We start from the raw sequence: 18,723 nt of genomic DNA, 5'->3' as shown, positions 1-18,723 counted from the left end.
GGCCAATATTGAGCTACTGTCGCCGCTACATCGAACAGCCCTGAAAAGGAGCACCCATGACCGACATTCCGGAAGCCTCGCGTGTGGACGTAGTGGTCGTCGGCGCAGGACTCGCGGGTCTGACCGCCGCCAGGGAACTGACGGCCGCAGGACTGACCGTCCAGGTCCTCGAGGCCAGAGACCGGGTGGGCGGGCGGACGGTCAATCACACACTCGGTGAGAACGCGGTGGTCGAGACCGGCGGACAGTTCGTCGGTCCGACGCAGGACCACATCCTCCGCCTGGCCGCGTCGGTGGGTGTCGGGACGTTCCCCGCGTACGACATCGGATCGAGCATCTACGTCAAGAACGGACGCGCCCGACGCTTCGACGGCGGGGTGCCGCCGGACTTGGCGGCACTTCCTGACGTCGGGATGCTGGTGGCGCGAATCGATCGGGCCGCCGGGCAGATCCCCGTGAGCAGACCGTGGTCGGCACCGCGTGCGACCGAATGGGACACCCAGACTCTCGCAACCTGGGCTCGGAGGCACTCGGCCACCGACGGCGGCGTGGAACTGCTCGACATCCTGCTCGGTTCGGTGTTCGGTGGCACATCCGCCGACGTGTCGGCGCTCTTCGGCCTCGCGTACATCGCCGGGGCGGGCAACGAGTACACCCCCGGCACCGTCGACCGGTTGATGAGTGTCGCCGGTGGAGCGCAGCAGTGGCGATTCCTCGGAGGCTCACAGGCGATCTGCATCGAAATGGCGTCGCGACTCGGTGATTCGGTCCGCCTCGAGACCCCCGTGCGCCGCGTGGAGCAGTATCCGGATCGCGTGGTGGTGCACAGCGATACCGAATCGTGGGTGGCCCGATCGGTGGTCGTGGCGATCCCGCCCGTCCTGGCCGCCCGAATCGACTGGAGCCCTGCGCTGCCCGCGCCTCAGGAAGCACTGTTCCAGCGGATGAACTTCGGCGGATTGGCCAAGTGTGAGGCCGTGTATCCCGAACCGTTCTGGCGCACGAGCGGGCTCTCCGGTCAGGCACTCTTTCGCGACAGCGACGTACCGGTGTCCTCGATGTTCGACAACTCACCTCCCGACGGAAGCCACGGAGTGCTGATGGGATTCGTCGGCACCTGGGGCGCGCGCCATCGAGGTGGCCGAAACTGGTCCGAGGGCAACGAATCCGAGCGCCGCGGTGAGGTGCTGCGTGCCTTCGCCTCGGTGGTGGGTCCGCGCGCACTCGAACCGACGGAGTGGATCGAACTGGACTGGACCGACGAACAGTGGACGCGCGGCGGGCCGACCGCGGTGTTGACCCCCGGAGTGTTGACCGGGCTCGGACGGTGGCGCGACGTTCCGTTCGGACGAGTGCGATGGGCCGGTGCCGAGCACTCCGACTATTGGAACGGATACATGGACGGCGCCGTGCGATCGGGTGAAAAAGCAGCAGCAGAAATACTTTCGACCGAAGGAGAACTCTCGTGGAACAACGCTTCGTAGTCTCGGCTCATCGCACACTCTCGGTCAGTCCGGAAGAGGTCTGGGCACTGACCGGTGACACCGGCCGCTACGCGGAATGGGTGTCCGACGTCCGAGCCGTCACCGCTCATCACGGCACCGCACGATCAGGTGGTGTGTACACAGAGGAAGTGGCGGCGCTCGGACGCTTCACCACTCACGCCACGTGGACCGTGCGGCATCTGGAACCGAACCGCCTGCGAATCGATTCGGGCCAGGGATTTGCGCCACTCACCAACGTGGCGAACGTCTTTCGCTTCGCGCCGCTGAGCGGTGGGACCTCCACCGCGATGACCTTCGAGTTCTGGTTCGACGTCTCCCCGCGCTGGCTGGGACGTCTTGTACGGCCCATTGCGACCGCCGGGATGTCCGCACGATTCGACGTCTCGATGTGCAACCTGGAGGCGCTGATCCTCTCCGAGCGAACCGCGACGATCCGATGAGAGAACCGGCGGAAGTCCTCACCCTCGGGGTGCACATACTCGACACTCTGGTGCGGCCGGTGACCGAGATTCCCGACGGTCAGGCGGCGGTCCTGGCGGAGCAGATCGCGATGTCGGCCGCGGGCACAGCCGCGGGAACGGCGCTGGTGCTGTCCCGACTGGGGGCCGCGGTCCACACCGCGGGAGTCGTCGGCGGTGATTCGGCAGGTGCGTTTCTACTGCAGCTCCTCGCCGACGACGGAGTGGACGTCTCCCTCGTTCATCGCCTGGACGGGGTGCAGACCTCGGCGTCGGTGTTGCCGATCAGGCCGGACGGATCTCGGCCTGCTCTGCACGTGATCGGAGCCAACGGTCATCTGGCTCAGCATGTTCCGTGGAACATGTTTCACAACGTCGACTTCCTGCATCTCGGCGGGCCCGAGTTCTTCGGACCGGACACCGCATGCGACATCGCACGCCGTGCGCACGAGGACGGCGTCGTCGTCACGGTGGACAGCCTGGCACCGTCCGTTCCGGAAGGACTCGGTGCGTTCGCCGCCGCGCTGCCCCATGTCGACTACCTGCTGCCCAACGACGAGCAGGTCCTCGGCTGGACCGGTTGCGGCACTGTCGAAGACGGGTGTCGTCGGCTGCTCGAGCTCGGAGCGTCCTGCGTGGTGGCCACCGCGGGGGCGTCGCCCACTCTCGTCGTCACGACCGACGGAGCCGTCGAGGTCCCCGCGTATTCCGTGGACGTGGTGGACACCAGCGGATGTGGAGATGCGTTCTCGGCCGGGTTCGTTCGTGGCCTGTCCCTGAGTATGAGCGTCGTCGAGTCGGCCGAACTGGGCAATGCGACCGCCGCGCAGGTGGCGCAGGGCCTCGGAACCGACTTCGGCACCTACGACCTCGATTTCGTTCGGAAGTTCGCACGTACCTGCAGGACCATCTGATGCCGACCGACGTGGACGAGCTACGGCAGTCCGTCGCCCAGACCGCCCGGCACCTGGGCCGACGGGGCCTGGTTCTCGGTACGGCAGGCAATGTCAGCGCACGCGCGGGTGATGTGGTGGCGGTGACGGCGACCGGGCTGGTGTTGGCGGACGCCACGATCGAGGATGTCACGGTCGTCGGTCTGGACGCAGTCGTGCGCGCCGGTGCGTGCGAACCGACCTCGGAACTGGGCCTGCACCTCGGCATCTACGCGTCGTCCGAGGTTCGGGCGGTGGTGCATGCACATTCTTCTGCGGCCGTTGCGCTTTCGCTCGTCGCGGACGAACTGCCGCCCGTGCACTACGCGCAGCTGGCCCTCGGCGGCAGGGTCCCGGTGGTGCCGTTCGCGCCGTTCGGTACGGCCGAGCTCGCCGATGCGGTGGTGTCGGCGATGCGCTCGAGGTCGGCGGTGATCATGGCCCATCACGGCTCGGTCGCCACCGGTCACGATCTCGGGGCCGCGCTGTCGAACATCGAGCTGCTCGAATGGCTCTGCGGGGTCTATCTTTCCGCTGCGTCGGTGGGGACCCCACGTACCCTTGACGACGCGCAGCTGGCGGCGACCCTCGACGAGGTGGTGCGCCGTGCATACGGAACAGCAGCACCCGTGCGAAGAGACTGACCGATGACCACCCGGGTGCGCCCGCTCTGGATTGCCGTGTTCTCCGTGGCGTGGCTGGGCTATTGGATGGCCGATCTGGTTCCACTGCAGCTGCTTCTACCCGAGCGATTGCAGGAGATCGATCCGCAATCGAAGGTGTTCGACTTCGCCGTGATCAACGCGGTCTCCGCCGTGGTGCTGCTGATCGGTCTGCCTGTGTGCGGATCGCTGTGCGATCGCACGCGCAGCAGGTTGGGGCGGCGGCGCGTGTGGTTCGGCGGCGGTGTCCTGTTCTTCGCCGGTGCGTTGGTGGTCACGGGTCTGCAGAACACCGTCCTCGGAATCGGGACGGCGTGGTCGGTGGCGATGCTCGGATTGAGTGCTGCAACAGCAGGGTTGACGGCCGTGGTGGCCGACCGCGTGCCGGACGAGCAGCGCGGAACGGTGTCGAGCGCGATCTATGCGCCGCAGGCACTGGGCGTGGTGGCGGGCCTGGCCCTGGTGTCCACGCTCGCTCTGTCGGTACTGGGCGGGTACCTCGCCGTGGCGATCGCCTTGGTGATCTGCGCGGTGCCATTTCTGCTGTCGTATCGCGAAACCGATTCATCGACAGCGCTGTTGAGCCTGCGCAGCATCGTGGCCTTGCTGCTCGATTCGTTGCGTCACCGCGACTTCGCGTGGGCCTTCGGCGGTCGATTTCTGGTCAACGTGGCCAACTCGCTCGGCACCTGCTACTTGCTGTTCTTCCTCACCGACGGCCTCCGAGTCGTTGATCCGACGGCATCGCTGCTCGAGGTCACCGTTGTCTATTTGATCGCCTGTGTGGTGTGCACGTTCACCTTCGGGCCGTTGTCGGACCGGATGCGTCGCCGAAAGATCTTCGTGGCGGTTGCGGCATCGATGCAGGCCGTCGCCGGCTTCGTCCTGGCGGTACATCCCACGATGGACGCGACGTTCGTCTCGGCTGCGTTGCTGGGCGGCGGATTCGGCGCGTACATGGCCGTCGATCAGGCACTGGTGACCGGGGTTCTGCCGTCCGCCGACAGTCGGGCGACCGATCTCGGTGTGATGAACATCGGGGCGATCGTTCCACCTGCCATGGCTCCGCTGCTCGCGAGCGTGTTCCTCTCCACCGTCGGTGGGTACCCGGCACTGTTCGCGGCAGTGGGGGTACTGGCCGCACTCGGGGCAGCGGTGACATGGCAGGTGAAATCGGTGCGCTGATCGCTCAGCGGCGGTGACGCAGCCCCAGTACTCGGTCGATCAGCGGCATGACCCACCGTCGGCGTTGGAGCGTGACCAACTCGAATCCGGGGATGTCGAAGAGTTTCGTGACGCGGCTGTGCGTGCGGCAGAATTCTGCGAACCCCTCGTCTCCGTGTACCCGACCGAAGCCGCTGGCACCGACGCCGCCCATCGGAACCGATCCCATTCCCGCGAACGCGATCACCGAGTTGACGGTGACCTGACCGCACACCAGCTGCGCCGCAATCTCTTTGCCGTGCGTGCGGGAAAATACCGATGCGCCGAGGGCGTACCGATGATCGTTGCTCAGCTCGATCGCCTCGTCGATGCTGTCGACCTCACGGACGGTGACCGTGGGGCCGAAGGTTTCCTCGCGGACGGCCGAGCAGCTCTCGGGCGTGTCCACCAACACGGTGGGTCCGACGAATCGCTCGCCGATCGAGGACAGTCCGCCGATCAGTGCTCGGCCACCGGCCGCCTCGGCGTCGGCGAGGTGGCGTCGGACGATGTCGATCTGGCTGGGCATCGTCATCGGTCCGTAGGTGGCCGACGCATCGCCACCGGGCGCGATGGCACGTGCGTGCTGCACGAGCGCTCCGGTGAATTGTGCTGCGACACTGCGCTCGACGTACACCCGCTCGACTCCGACGCACGTCTGGCCGCTGTTGGTGAATGCACCCCAGGCCACCGCCTCGGCTGCTGCGGCAATGTCGGCGTCCGCCGCGATGATCACCGGATCCTTGCCGCCGCATTCCACGACCACCGGTGTGAGTGTCTCGGCGCACGTGGCCATGATCTTCGAGCCGGTTCCGGTCGAGCCCGTGAACGCGATCTTGTCCACACCCGAGCGGCACAGCGCGGCACCGGTCTCGCCGTACCCGGTCACCAGAGACAGAATACCCAGTGGCAGAGACGGATTGGCCTCGTGGAAGGCGCGCACGTATCGGGCCGCCACCGCGGGGGTGTACTCGCTCGGCTTGAACACCACGCAGTTCCCTGCGGCCAGAGCCGAACCGATCGCACTGTTGGGTGCATAGAGCGGGTAGTTCCACGGACCGATGACGCCCACGACACCGAGCGCCACCGTCTCCACGTGAGCGGAGTAGTTCGCGAGCAACAACCCGGGGTCGACTCGGCGTGACCGCATGAGCCGTGGTGCTTGCCTTTCCGCCCACGCGATGTGTTCGAGGGTCAGTACTATCTCGAGCAGTGCATCGTCGGCGGGCTTGCCGTTCTCGCGGTGAATCAGATCGATGAATTCGGCGCGGTGAGTCCAGATTTCGTGTCGCCATGCCCGCAGGTGCCGGGCGCGAGTACGCGGCGGCAGTGCCGCCCAGGTGCGCTGCGCCCTTCGCGCGAGGCCGACCGTTCGCGCGACGGAGTCGGCCGAATCGACGGCGAACGAGGCGACCGGGCCGTCGTCGATCGGTGAGATCGAATCGAAGGTGGCTCGTGCCTCGACCTGGCTGGTCACAGGGAAGCTCCGAGCGCGTCCTTCGCAACGTGCGCGTCCCGCAGTTCGCGCTTGAGGATCTTGCCCGCACCGCTCATGGGCAGTGCGGTGACGAACTCGATGGTGCGCGGAGTCTTGTATCCGGCAACGTAGCTGCGGGTGTGATCACGAAGCTCTTCGACACTCGGCGAGGTGCCCTCGGCCAGTACGACACAGGCGTGGACGCGCTCGCCCCATTCGCCGTCGGGAACACCGATCACGGCGCAGGCCAGCACCGAGGGGTGCAGGCTCAGTGCGCTCTCGACCTCGGCACTGTAGACGTTCTCGCCACCGGTGATGATCATGTCCTTGAGTCGATCGACCACGAACAGGAACCCGTCGGCGTCGAGGTAGCCGACATCGCCGGTGTGCATCCAACCGTCGCGAACGGCCGCGGCGGTCTCGTCCGGCTTGTTCCAGTAGCCCAGCATCACGTGTCCACCGCGAACACAGATCTCGCCGACGGTTCCGGTGGCCAACTGCTCGTCGTCGGGGCCGAGAATCTGGATCTCCGAGTGTGGCGCCGCGCGACCGGCCGAGCCGATGCGTTCTCCCACATGGTGTTCCGGCCAGAGCAGCGACGCGACGGGTGCGAGCTCGGTCATGCCGTATGCCTGAGTGAGGCGGGCCTGCGGGAGCCGGGCGAGGGTGCGCTCGAGGACGCCCGCGGAGATCGGGGATCCTCCGTACAGCACGCGGCTCAGCGAGGAGGTGTCGAACTCGCTCAACGTGGGGTGGTCGACGAGAAGCTGAATCATCGTCGGTACCAGCAGCACATCGGTGATGGCGTGCTTCGCGATCGCGCCGAGGACGGCGGTCGGCTCGAAGAACGGAACCATGACGTGGGTGCCGCCGAGCATGACCTGACCCACCCATGCGGCCAGATCGGCGAGGTGGAACATCGGTGCGGCATGGAGCAGGATCGATGCGTCGTCGAGCAGCTGCCCGGTCGCCACCGTTCCCAGGCCTGAGGTGACGAGGTTCGCGTGCGAGAGCATGACGCCCTTGGGGAAGCCGGTGGTGCCACCGGTGTAGAACAGGCCGGCAAGGGCGTCGCCACTGCGTCGCGCGTCGGGAATCGGATCGTGGGAAGAGATCAGGTCCTCGTACGAGACCATGCCCTCGGGGGTGGCCCCGTCCCCGCAGTAGACGATGGTCTGCAGGCCGGCGCATGCGGGGCGCAGTGCCGGGACCATGGCACCGAAGGTGTCGTCGACCAGCAGGACCTTGGTGTCGGAGTCGTTGAGGGCGTACGCGACCTCCACCGGCGACCACCGGATGTTCACGGGGTTGAGCACGGCGTCGGCCCACGGCACCGCGAGCAGGTACTCCGAGTACCGGTCGCTGTTGAACGCCAGCATCGCAACTCGATCGCCGGACTCGACGCCGATGGAGTGCAGGCCTGCCGCCAGTCTTGCCACTCTGTCGATCTGTTCGGCGAAGGTACGAACGCGATCGCCGATCACCGTTGCTGCCCGGTTCGGAGTGGTTGCCGCGGAGCGGTGGAGGCCTTGAGTGAGATACATGGCGAGTCCCTTGTACGAGAGGGGGCGAGGGTGCCCGAGGTGAACACCGTCACAGTTCCACCTTATTGGCACTGTGTCAATAGGCGATATGTGCGGTTACCACTCGAATGGATCGGCGAAATGGATTGTCTGGCTAACGGTCTCGGGCGTCGTCCAGGGAGCGCACCGTACCGAGGACGGTGACGAGCACATCGGTCAACAGAATCTCGACCTGTTCGCGCGTCAGAGTGCCGCGCACCAACCATTCGCGGCCCGCCGCCTTGACCATGCCGCCGAACGCACGGACCGCAGAGGTCGCAACTCGCCGGTCACCGCCTCGGCCCTCGAATGCCGTTGCGTCGAGCACGCGTTCGGCAGCAAGATCGTCGGCCTCGTCGAGAATGCCCGCCACCTGCTCGTCGACGCCCGATCCGCTCGCCACCGACACCCACGCCGCGCCGTGTGTCTCGATCACCCCCACCAGCCAGTGCACACTGCCACGGGCCCGCTCCTCGAGCGAGCCCGTGGGCAGATGCACGTCTTCGATCGGCGGCACGGTGACCAGGAAGCGAACGCTCTCGAGGTACAGATCTCGTTTGCTGCCGATGTAGTGGTGAATGAGCCCGCGGGCGACGCCGGCCGAGGCAGCGACGTCCGACATCGACACCTCGGCGTAGGGCTTGTCACCGAACAAGCGAACAGCGCTCGCCAGAATCTGCGTTCGTCGCTCGTCCGGTTCCAGTCGATTCCACTTGGGTGTACTTGCAGCCGGCATGGTTGTCATGATTGCACCGAACCGACTCCGCCAGTCGTCAGAGGTACCGCTCGGTGCGTGAGCGCAGTGACCTCGGTACGACGAACCGATCGCCGTACCGTGCCCGCAGTCGGTCGGCCCGCTCGACGAATCCCTGGAGGCCGCCGTCGAACTGATTGACGAACTGCAGCACACCACCGGTCCACGCGGGGTAGCCGATGCCGAGGATGGAGCCGATGTTCGCGTCGGCGACGGTCCGCAGGACACCTTCGTCGAGGCACGCGATCGAGTCGAGCGACTGCGCGACCAGCATGCGATCCATCATGTCCTCGAACGGAATTCCGTGATCGGGGCGGTGATAGTGCTCCGCCAGACCCGGCCACAATCCGGCCTTGGTGCCGTCCTCGGCGTACTCGTAGAAGCCACGCCCGGCCTTGCGGCCGGGGCGGTCGAACTCGTCGACCAGGCGATCGACCAGGGCGTACGAGTTCGAGACGATCCACGGTCGACCGTCGGCGCGCGCGGCCTCGGCCATGCCCTCGCGGATGTGCCGAGAGAGAGTCAACGAAATCTCGTCCATCAGGGCCAGCGCACCGGACGGGTAGCCCGCCTGGAGAGCGGCCTGTTCGACGGTGGCCGGATGCACGCCCTCGGCGACCAGCGAGATCGCCTCGTCCATGAACCGGCCGATGACGCGGGTGGTGAAGAAACCGTGGCTGTCTCCGACGACGATCGGAGTCTTGCCGATCAAGCGAACGAAGTCGAACGCGCGGGCCAGCGCGGAGTCGCTGGTGTGTTCTCCCACAACGATTTCCACCAACGGCATCTTGTCCACCGGGGAGAAGAAGTGCGTGCCGATGAAGTCCGAGGTGCGCGAGACTCCCGCCGACAGTTCGGTGATGGGCAGGGTCGAGGTGTTCGAGCACAGCAGTGCGTCGGCGGTCAGATACTTGTCGACCGCCTCGAAAGCACTCTGCTTGACGGCGGGATCCTCGAACACGGCCTCGACGACCAGATCGCAACCCTCGGCATCGGCCGCGTCGGAACTGGGCGTGATGAGCGCGAGCACCGCATCGGCGTCGGCCTGGGTCTTGCGTCCCTTCGCGACGGCCTTGCCGAGAATCGAACGCGCGTAATCCTTACCGCGTTCGGCGGACTCCATCGAGACATCGCGCAGCACAACGGGAACCCCGGCCGAGGCGACGACGTAGGCGATGGCGGCACCCATCATTCCCGCACCGATCACCAGCACCTTCTCGGGTACCCGGTGCGGTTCGGCGCTCGGACGAGAGCCACCCTTGTTGATCGATCCGAGATCGAAGAACATCGATTGGATCAGATTGCCCGAGACCGCTCCGCAGGCGAGCGAGGTGCAATGCCGGGTTTCCACCAGCGATGCCGACTCGAAGTCGAGCACCGACCCTTCCACGGCCGCAGCAACCACCGCGATCGGAGCGGGCATCGGTGCACCCTTGACCTGCTTGCGTACCGTTGCCGCGAAGGCAGGCAGCTGGGCAGCCAATGCGGGTGACGCTGCGGTGCCGCCGGGAATCTTGAATCCTTTTCTGTCCCAGGGCTGTAGCGCGTCGGGATTGGCGACGATCCAGGCACGTGCGTTCGCCATCATCTGCTCGTGGGTGTCGACGACCTCGTCGACGAGTCCGAGTTCGAGGGCCTGCGCCGGCCGATACCGCTGGCCCTGGCCCACCACCTGCGTCAGAGCCTCGACGATGCCGAACATTCGAACCGTTCGGGTGACGCCGCCGGTGCCGGGTAGTAGACCGAGCGTCACCTCGGGTAGTCCGAATCGAGAATTGTTTCTGCTCAGCGCGATTCGATGATGGCACGCCAGCGCGATCTCGAAGCCGCCGCCGAGTGCGGTGCCGCCGAGCGCAGTCACCACGGGCTTGCCCAGCGTCTCGAGCCGGCGAAACTTGTCCTTGGTGAAGTCGAGGGCGTCGGCGATGGCCTTGTGGTCGTTGGGTCCTGCGTCGCGCAGCAGTTCGAGGTCGCCACCGGAGAAGAACGAATCCTTCCCCGACGTGACGATGATGCCGTCGTAGTCATCGACGTTGGCTTCGAGCCAGTCGACGGTCTGTCCGAGCGATTCGCCGAACGCGGTGTTCATCGTGTTGGTGGACTGCGTCGGGTCGTCGATCGTCAGCACGAGTACGCGGTCGGTGCCGATCTCGCCGGTGATCGTGGAAGTCTGCAGAGCAGTTGCAGTGGTCATCGAGGTCCTCGGGTCGTTGTTCTCTCTCGTGATGGTCACAGGCGCTCGATGATGGTGGCGACGCCCATTCCGGCACCGATGCAGAGCGTGATCAGTGCGTAGCGCTCACCCCGGCGCTCGAGTTCGTCGAGGGCCATTCCGGTGAGCATCGCGCCCGTTGCGCCCAGTGGGTGGCCCATCGCGATCGCGCCACCGTTGACGTTGATGCGCTCGTGGTCGATGTCCAGCTTCTTCGCGTAATTGAGCACTACCGAAGCGAATGCCTCGTTGACCTCGAACACCGCGATGTCGTCGAGAGTGAGCCCCGCCGCGGCCAGCACCTTGTGCGTGGCCGGAACCGGACCGGTGAGCATCAGCGTCGGGTCCGATCCGGCGACGACACCGGCCACCACGCGTCCGCGTGGAGTCAATCCGCCTGCGCGACCGGCTTCTTCGGAGCCGATCAGAACCATCGCGGTGCCGTCGACGATGCCGGACGAGTTGCCTGCGTGGTGGACGTGATCGATGCGCTCGACCTCGGTGTACTTCTGCATCGCGACGGCGTCGAACCCGGCGAGCGTGCCCATCCGGGCGAACGACGGCTTCAGGGCAGCGAGATCGGCCGTGGTCGTCTCGGGTCGCATGATCTCGTCGTGATCGAGCATCAGCCGGCCGTTCGCGTCGAAGACCGGGATGACCGACTTCTCGAAGTGGCCCATCGACCAGGCGTGCGCCGCGCGCTGCTGACTGCGCACTGCGAAGGCGTCGACCTCGTCGCGGTCGAACCCTTCGATCGTTGCGATGAGGTCCGCACTGACTCCCTGCGGAACGAAGTAGCTGCCGTAGTTGGTCAGCGGGTCGCACGGCCATGCGCCGCCGTCCGCCCCGAGTGGGACACGAGACATCGATTCGACGCCACCGGCGACGATGAGCTGATCCCATCCGGACCGAACACGTTGCGCCGCAGTGTTGACGGCCTCCAATCCCGATCCGCAGAAGCGGTTGAGCTGAACGCCGGCGACACTGTCCGGCAGGCCGGCAACCATCGCAACGGTTCGGGCGATGTCGCAGCCTTGATCGCCGACGGGGGTGACGACTCCGAGCACGACGTCGTCGATCAGGGCCGGATCGAGCTGCGAGTGTCGAGAGAGCAACGTGGACAACGTGTTCGCGGCCAGATCGACCGGTTTGATGGTGTGCAGTGAGCCGGAGCTCTTACCGCGGCCACGTGGGCTGCGCACTGCGTCGTAGAGGAACGCCTCCATGGTGGTGCCTTTCTGGGGCAACAAGATTGCCGAGTTCTACAGGGAGCGGGAGATGAGGTCTTTCATGACTTCGTTGGCACCGGCGTAGATGCGCGCGATGCGGCCGTCGACGAACATGCGGGCGATGGGGTATTCCTCCATGTAGCCGTAGCCGCCGAAGAGCTGCAGGCAACGGTCGACCACCTCGAACTGTCGGTCGGTGGTCCAGTACTTGACCATTGCTGCCGTGGTGACGTCGAGGCTGCCCGAGATGTGCTGTGCCATTGCGTCGTCGACGAAGGTGCGGACGACGCGGCCGATCGTTGCACATTCGGCGAGCTCGAACTTGGTGTTCTGCAGATCGAACAGTGTCTTGCCGAAAGCGCTGCGCGACTTCGTGTATTCGACGGTCTGCGCGACGGCGGCATCGATCATCGCGGCGGCGGCGATGCCGCAGATCAGGCGTTCCTGGGGGAGTTGCTGCATCAACTGCGCGAAGCCGCGACCCTCTGCTTCGCCGAGAATATTCGCTGCGGGGATGCGGAGCCCGTCGAAGGTGAGTTCGGCTGTGTCCTGGCCCTTCTGGCCGATCTTGTGCAGCACGCGTCCGCGGTGGAAACCTGCGGTGTCGTCGGAGACCTCGGCGACGAGCAGTGACAGTCCCCGGGCTCCCGCGGACGGATCGGTCTTGGCGGCGATGATGATCAGATCGCAGTGAGCCCCGTTGGAGATGAACGTCTTTCCGCCGGTCACGACGTAGTCGTCGCCGTCACGCACCGCGCGGGTGGTGATGCCCTGCAGATCCGAGCCGGTGCCCGGTTCGGTCATGGCGATGGCACCGATCCACTCTCCCGAGCACAGCTTCGGCAGCCACTGCTGCTTCTTCTCCTCGGAGGCGTAGGCCAGGAGGTAGTGCGGAACGATGCCGCTGTGCACGCCGAGCTGCATGGCCGAGTCGCCGGAGCGCACCTGCTCCTCGAACAGCACCGCCTCGTGGCGGAAGTCGCCGCCGCCTCCGCCGTATTGCTCGGGTACCGACATGCCCAGCAGTCCGAGGCTGCCTGCGGTTCGGTAGACCTCGCGGCTGGGGCGCCCGGCTGCCGCGAATTCCTCGCGGTGCGGCGCGACCTCTTTCTCGAAGAATCCTCGGGCGAGCTGTCGCACGTCGGCGAGCTCGGTGGCGAGGTCGTCACTGGTGCGGTCTGCGAGTGCAGTCATGGGGGTCCTTGGCTCGAAGCGCAACTGTGGTTTATTGGCGCTGTGCCAATAATGATGGCGCGACGGTGCGGTGGATGTCAACCAATGATGCTCTCCACCCTGCCCAACTCGAAGTTGTGGACGGATTCGGGCCCCAATTCGTCCCTGCCTTCGAGCTCGGCGGGCGGTCGCTTCTCGAGTTCTCTAGCTGTCGACCGAGCGCAGTAGCGCCACGTCCGAGACGAGTCGGATGTGGTCGGCCATCGCCCGTCCGGCCTCGGCCGGATCCTGCCTGCGCACGGCCTCGGCGATGCGTCGATGATGTTCGAGCGAGGCCTGAGGGCGATTGGACTGCGACAGTGACTCGATGCGCGTCTCGCGAATGAGGCCGGCGATTTCCCCCATGAGCCTGGCGAGCAACGGTGAGTGCGCCGCCTCGGTGATCGCGTGATGGAACAACTCGTCGCCCGAGTCGCCTCGATTGCCGTCGGTGATCTCGGTGGCCATCACGGATACGGCGTGGTCGATCGCCGCCATTTCGTCGTCGCTGCGACGCGTCGCGGCCAGTTCGGCGAGTTTCACCTCGAGTGCCTCGCGGGCCTCGATCACCTCGGGTAGTCGGTCTGCGTGCTCGCGCAGAGCGCGAATCGCCATGTCTCCCACGGGTCGTCGCACGAGCACTGCGCCGTCGCCGTGCCGGACCGACAGGATGCCCTGCACTTCGAGGGCGACGAGGGCCTGGCTCAGGGATGCTCGGCTGACCCCGAGGTGGCCGGCCAGCTCACGCTCCGGCGGGAGTCGATCGCCAGGGTCCATTTCGCGGTCGGCGATGTGCTTGCACAGCTGTTCGACGATGACCTCGTACAGCCGCGGTCGGGTCACGGGGCGAATTTGCTCAGCCACTGTGTCACTCGCTCTCTGTTCCTCTGGGCCTTCACCCTAGCCGTCGAGGTCAAGGTAACGGCGGACACATAGGGTCTTGACAAGTGATCCACTTCACTGGTTGAGTCCCTATTGACTCAGTGGCCAGTCCAATTAGCCACTGAAGATCTCGGGCAACCGCTCGAGTGATTATTCGAGACGGACCGGAGACCTTCGATGTCGACCGAGTTGATCCCCATCCTTGCGCTCGTCGTCATGTTCCTCGCCGCAACCGTGTTCCCCGTGAACATGGGCGCGTTGGGGTTCGTGGCGGCGTTCTTCGTCGGAACACTTGCCGTGGGCATGGGTGCCGACGACATCATTGCCGGCTTCCCGAGCAGTCTCTTCCTCACGCTCGTCGGCATCACCTACCTGTTCGCCATCGCGCAGAACAACGGCACGGTCGACCTCCTGGTCCGCGGAGCCGTTCGACTCGTCGGAGGCCGGGTGGCACTCATCCCCTGGGTGATGTTCGGTATCACCGGTGTCCTGACCTCGATCGGTGCGCTCGGGCCTGCCGCGGTGGCCATCGTTGCCCCGATCGCCCTCGGTTTCGCCGCGCGCTACAAGATCAACGCCCTGCTCATGGGCATGATGGTCATCCACGGCGCGCAGGCAGGTGGATTCTCGCCCATCAGCATCTACGGCGTCACGGTCAACAACATCGCCGCCGACGCAGGATTGGTCAACAGCCCGCTCACGCTCTTCCTCGGCAGCATGCTCTTCAATGCCGCGATCGGTGCAGCGCTCTTCATGTTCCTCGGTGGCCGCTCCCTCATCGGACGCAGTGTGCACGACGAGGACGGCACGCGTCCCGACGGTGACACCGGCGGAGTCGGTGGTTCGGGTTCGCGAACGGTCATGCGCGGTTTCGGGTCGTCGACGCCTCGTCCGTCCGGTCAGACGGTCACCGTCGAGAACGCACCGCCTCTTGCCACTGCGGTCAAGGCCATCACCTTCGATCAGATTCTCACCCTCGTCGGCCTGGCTTCGCTTGCGCTGTTCGCCCTCGTGCTCGATCTCGACGTCGGATTCATCGCGATGACGGTGGCCGTGGTCCTCGCTCTCGCATCGCCCAAGGCGCAGAAGGGCGCGATCAACCAGATCAGCTGGTCGACGGTGCTGCTCATCGGTGGCGTGCTCACGTTCGTCGGGGTGCTGCAGGAAGCAGGAACCGTCGAATACGTCGGCGACGCGGTTGCCGGAATCGGAATCCCACTGCTCGTGGCATTGCTGCTCTGCTACATCGGAGCCATCGTCTCGGCGTTCGCCTCCTCCACTGCGATCCTCGGCGTCACCATTCCGCTGGCCGTTCCGTTCCTGCTCGCCGGTGAAGTAGGAGCCATCGGAGTCATCGTGGCTCTGTCCATCGCATCGACCATCGTCGACGTCAGCCCGTTCTCCACCAACGGAGCCCTGGTGCTCGCCAATGCTCAGGACATCGACCGTGATGTCTTCTACAAGCAGATCCTCAAATACAGCGCCCTGGTCGTGATCATCGGCCCGCTGATTGCCTGGGGATTGCTGGTCGTACCCGGCTGGCTGTAGCGGTATCGCAGCCCGAAGCAGGCGCTCGATGATGGCGGCACGTGTGTTCGACGTGCCGCCATCACGCGTCTGAGCTGGGTAAAGGCACTCAAATCGGTACTTGACTTCTCTTCGGATCGCTGGTCCAATTGAATTGGATAGGCCACTGGCCCAATAATCCAATCCTCCAGGGTTCAGCTCCCACCCCGCTTCGACGCAAAGGATCACTTCGATGCCCCTCAACACGACAGGCAGAACCGGACCGCTCGAAGGCACCGTGGTGGTCGATCTGACCCGCGCCCTGGCCGGCCCGCACGCGGCGATGATGCTCGGCGACCTCGGCGCAGACATCATCAAGGTCGAGACCCCCAAGGGCGGCGACGACACCCGAGTCTGGGGTCCTCCCTTCGTCACTCCGCGTGACGCCGAGCGTGAGTCGACGTATTTCCTCTCGGCCAACCGCAACAAGCGGTCCATCGCACTCGACCTGAAGACCGACGAGGGCCGAGAAGCGTTGGAGCACATGATCGAACGAGCGGACGTCCTGCTCGAGAACTTCCGCACCGGTGTTCTCGACCGACTCGGCTTCTCGCCCGAGCGGATCGCCGAGATCAACCCGCGCACAGTGGTGCTGTCGATCAGTGGGTTCGGCCACGACGGCCCCGAGGGCGGCCGCTCCGGATACGACCAGATCGCCCAGGGTGAGGCCGGGCTGATGTCGTTCACCGGCTCGAGCCCCGACGACGTCCAGCGTGTCGGCGTTCCCATCGCAGACCTGCTCGCCGGAATGTACGGAGCCTTCGGGGTTCTCGCCGCTCTGCGCGAGCGGGACCGCACCGGCCGTGGCAAGGTGGTGCGCACGTCGTTGCTCGCCAGCGTCGTCGGAGTGCATGCATTCCAGGGCACCAAATGGACGGTCGCCGGCGAGATCGGTAAGGCTCAGGGCAACCACCATCCGTCGATCTGCCCGTACGGCCTGTTCCCGACCTCGGATGGTGCCGTGCAGATCTCGGTCGGTAGCGAGGGACTGTGGCACCGGTTCTGTGAGGGCTTCGGTATCGACCCCGACCTCGAGGGCATGGCCACCAACCCCCAGCGCGTGGACAGTCGCGACGACGTCATCGAACTCGTCTCGAAGATCTTCCGCACCTACGAGACCGAGCCGCTGCTGACCCTCCTCGACGAAATCGGTGTTCCCGCAGGAAAAGTGCGCAATATCCAAGAGGTCTACGAGTGGGAGCAGACCAAGTCCCAGGGCCTTCTCGTCGACGTCGAGCATGCGACGCTCGGCAAGGTCACTCTTCCCGGGCCGCCCCTGCGATTCTTCGAATCCGACGGCACCGAGGTCACCGAAACCAATCACCTGGCACCGCCGGTACTGGGTGCCGACGACGAACTCGTCCGCGACTGGCTGAAAGAAGCGATCCGATGACCAGAATGACCGCCCTCGAACTTCTCGATCTCGTCATCGATGCCGACAGTTTCGATTCCTGGGATACCCCGACCGCGGACTACGTCGTCGACGACGAGTACGCGAGCGAACTCGCCGCGGCCCGCGAGAAGACCGGATTGGACGAGTCCGTACTCACCGGCTCCGCCACCATCCGCGGCCGCAAGGTGGCCATTCTGCTCGGGGAGTTCGCCTTCCTGGCCGGCTCGATCGGTGTTGCGGCGGGCGAGCGGCTGGTCAACGCGGTGCACCGGTCGACCGACGAGCGGCTGCCGCTGCTGGCGCTGCCGACCTCCGGCGGAACCCGCATGCAGGAGGGCACCGTCGCGTTCCTGCAGATGGTCAAGATCACCGCGGCGATCACCGCACACAAGGCGGCGAACCTGCCGTACATCGTCTACCTGCGCCACCCCACCACCGGCGGAGTCTTCGCGTCCTGGGGATCGCTCGGCCACGTCACCGTCGCCGAGCCAGGTGCCCTCGTCGGGTTCCTCGGCCCCCGCGTCTACGAGGCGCTGTACGACGCGAAGTTCCCCACGGGCGTACAGACGTCGGAGAACCTCCAGGCCCACGGGCTCATCGACGCCATCCGCCCGCCCGAGCAGCTCGGCGAGATCGTCGATCGGGCGCTGCGCATCATGACCGACATCCCGTCGTGCCGGCCACGCACCGTCGAAGCGCTGGAGTGGAAGATCGAAGACGTGCCCGCGTGGACGTCGATCCTGGCCTCACGTAGGAGCGACCGTCCCGGCGTCCGCGAGTTGCTGTTCAGTACCGCAGCAGACGTGTTGCCGCTCAACGGAACCGGTCAGGGCGAGTCCGATCCGGGACTGATTCTTGCGCTCGTTCGATTCGGCGCCATGCCCTGTGTTCTGCTCGGTCAGGACCGACGCGGTCAGACGACCAAGACCCCGCTCGGCCCCGCAGCGCTACGCGAGGCCCGACGCGGAATGCGTTTGGCACAAGATCTGAAGCTGCCACTCGTCACCGTCATCGATACCGCTGGTGCCGCGCTGTCGAAGGAGGCCGAGGAGGGTGGCCTGGCCGGCGAGATCGCGCGGTGCATCGCAGACATGGTCGACCTCGAAACCCCGACGCTGTCACTGTTGTTGGGGCAAGGGACCGGCGGCGGCGCGCTCGCTCTGGTGCCCGCGGACCGCGTTCTCGCGGCTCAGCATGCGTGGTTGTCTCCGTTACCGCCCGAGGGTGCGTCGGCCATCGTGCATCGCGATACGACTCACGCCGCCGAGATGGCCACCAAGCAGGGAGTGCGCTCCCTCGATCTCTACCGCGCCGGCGTTGTCGACATCATCATTCCCGAATTGCCCGACGCGGCAGACGAATCGCAACAGTTCTGCGATCGAGTGGGTGCGGTGCTGCACCGTGAGCTCGCCGACCTGATTGCCCAGGATCCATCGATGCGGATGATCGCCCGGGAAAAGCGTTTCAACCGAATCGGTTTCGCGGCTACTGCCTCAGCCTGAAAACCCGCCCGGAACGATCACCCTTCACGAAACGAGACAACCATGACTGCCACGATCGCCGAGTCGAACTCGAAGGTTCCCGAGGATTTCGTCTCCGGTCTCGAAGGTGTCGTCGCGTTCACCTCCGACATCGCCGAACCCGACAAGGACGGTGGCGCACTGCGCTACCGCGGC

At 65.7% G+C, this 18,723-nt stretch carries 15 protein-coding genes and 1 pseudogene; 9 read left to right on the top strand and 7 right to left on the bottom strand.

From position 1 onward, the window contains the following. Positions 1-56 precede the first annotated feature (56 nt). From CH302_RS23085 to CH302_RS23065, 5 genes are read left to right on the top strand one after another with little or no spacing between them, the layout of a single operon-like run. Positions 57-1,484, top strand: a complete 1,428-nt coding sequence (locus tag CH302_RS23085) for a flavin monoamine oxidase family protein (protein ID WP_037187352.1) — start codon at positions 57-59, stop codon at positions 1,482-1,484. Further along, entirely contained in the window at positions 1,466-1,945 is a 480-nt protein-coding gene (locus CH302_RS23080) for an SRPBCC family protein (protein ID WP_037187354.1), read from the top strand. The genes CH302_RS23085 and CH302_RS23080 overlap by 19 nt, the downstream gene beginning before the upstream one ends. Further along, entirely contained in the window at positions 1,942-2,877 is a 936-nt protein-coding gene (locus tag CH302_RS23075) for a carbohydrate kinase family protein (RefSeq protein WP_037187356.1), read from the top strand. The genes CH302_RS23080 and CH302_RS23075 overlap by 4 nt, the downstream gene beginning before the upstream one ends. Further along, on the top strand, positions 2,877-3,539 hold the full coding sequence (locus CH302_RS23070; RefSeq protein WP_037187359.1) for a class II aldolase/adducin family protein: 663 nt from the start codon (positions 2,877-2,879) through the stop codon (positions 3,537-3,539). Before CH302_RS23075 ends, CH302_RS23070 begins: the two co-directional genes overlap by 1 nt. A 3-nt stretch (positions 3,540-3,542) precedes the next feature. After that, entirely contained in the window at positions 3,543-4,742 is a 1,200-nt protein-coding gene (locus CH302_RS23065) for an MFS transporter (protein WP_052047310.1), read from the top strand. Between the two features lie 4 nt (positions 4,743-4,746). Here CH302_RS23065 and CH302_RS23060 read toward each other — a convergent pair whose 3' ends face one another. The 7 genes from CH302_RS23060 to CH302_RS23030 all read right to left on the bottom strand — a co-directional run bounded on the left by CH302_RS23060 (position 4,747) and on the right by CH302_RS23030 (position 14,070). After that, complete coding sequence (locus tag CH302_RS23060) at positions 4,747-6,237, bottom strand: aldehyde dehydrogenase family protein (RefSeq protein WP_037187362.1); 1,491 nt, start codon at positions 6,235-6,237, stop codon at positions 4,747-4,749. Next, positions 6,234-7,781 carry an acyl-CoA synthetase gene (locus tag CH302_RS23055; RefSeq protein ID WP_037187364.1) on the bottom strand — a complete coding sequence of 516 codons (1,548 nt, stop codon included), beginning with the start codon at positions 7,779-7,781 and terminating at the stop codon, positions 6,234-6,236. Before CH302_RS23055 ends, CH302_RS23060 begins: the two co-directional genes overlap by 4 nt. 133 nt (positions 7,782-7,914) lie before the next feature. Further along, positions 7,915-8,544 (bottom strand): TetR/AcrR family transcriptional regulator, encoded by a 630-nt coding sequence (locus tag CH302_RS23050; RefSeq protein ID WP_037187367.1) that lies wholly within the window; start codon positions 8,542-8,544, stop codon positions 7,915-7,917. Between the two features lie 28 nt (positions 8,545-8,572). After that, a complete protein-coding gene (locus CH302_RS23045; protein WP_037188781.1) occupies positions 8,573-10,747 on the bottom strand; it encodes a 3-hydroxyacyl-CoA dehydrogenase NAD-binding domain-containing protein in 2,175 nt (724 codons plus the stop codon). A gap of 35 nt (positions 10,748-10,782) precedes the next feature. Then, positions 10,783-11,991 carry an acetyl-CoA C-acetyltransferase gene (locus tag CH302_RS23040; protein ID WP_037187371.1) on the bottom strand — a complete coding sequence of 403 codons (1,209 nt, stop codon included), beginning with the start codon at positions 11,989-11,991 and terminating at the stop codon, positions 10,783-10,785. 36 nt (positions 11,992-12,027) lie between these two features. Further along, entirely contained in the window at positions 12,028-13,188 is a 1,161-nt protein-coding gene (locus CH302_RS23035; RefSeq protein ID WP_037187373.1) for an acyl-CoA dehydrogenase family protein, read from the bottom strand. 183 nt (positions 13,189-13,371) lie between these two features. Beyond that, complete coding sequence (locus CH302_RS23030; protein WP_037187376.1) at positions 13,372-14,070, bottom strand: FadR/GntR family transcriptional regulator; 699 nt, start codon at positions 14,068-14,070, stop codon at positions 13,372-13,374. Positions 14,071-14,265: 195 nt separating this feature from the next. Here CH302_RS23030 and CH302_RS23025 point away from each other — a divergent pair, with 195 nt between their 5' ends. From CH302_RS23025 to CH302_RS30705, 4 genes and pseudogenes are all read left to right on the top strand, one after another. After that, complete coding sequence (locus CH302_RS23025) at positions 14,266-15,636, top strand: SLC13 family permease (protein ID WP_037187379.1); 1,371 nt, start codon at positions 14,266-14,268, stop codon at positions 15,634-15,636. A 211-nt stretch (positions 15,637-15,847) separates the two neighbouring features. Next, positions 15,848-17,047 (top strand): CaiB/BaiF CoA transferase family protein, encoded by a 1,200-nt coding sequence (locus tag CH302_RS23020; protein WP_037187382.1) that lies wholly within the window; start codon positions 15,848-15,850, stop codon positions 17,045-17,047. Further along, on the top strand, positions 17,044-18,549 hold the full coding sequence (locus CH302_RS23015; RefSeq protein WP_037187384.1) for a carboxyl transferase domain-containing protein: 1,506 nt from the start codon (positions 17,044-17,046) through the stop codon (positions 18,547-18,549). Before CH302_RS23020 ends, CH302_RS23015 begins: the two co-directional genes overlap by 4 nt. Positions 18,550-18,591: 42 nt before the next feature. Next, positions 18,592-18,723: pseudogene (locus tag CH302_RS30705) on the top strand (citrate synthase); the annotation flags it as partial.

This window comes from Rhodococcus sp. 15-2388-1-1a, from assembly GCF_002259145.1.
GTDB lineage: Bacteria > Actinomycetota > Actinomycetes > Mycobacteriales > Mycobacteriaceae > Rhodococcoides.
Note: the sequence above shows the minus strand (reverse complement) of the source record. Positions and strands in the feature narration are given on the sequence as shown.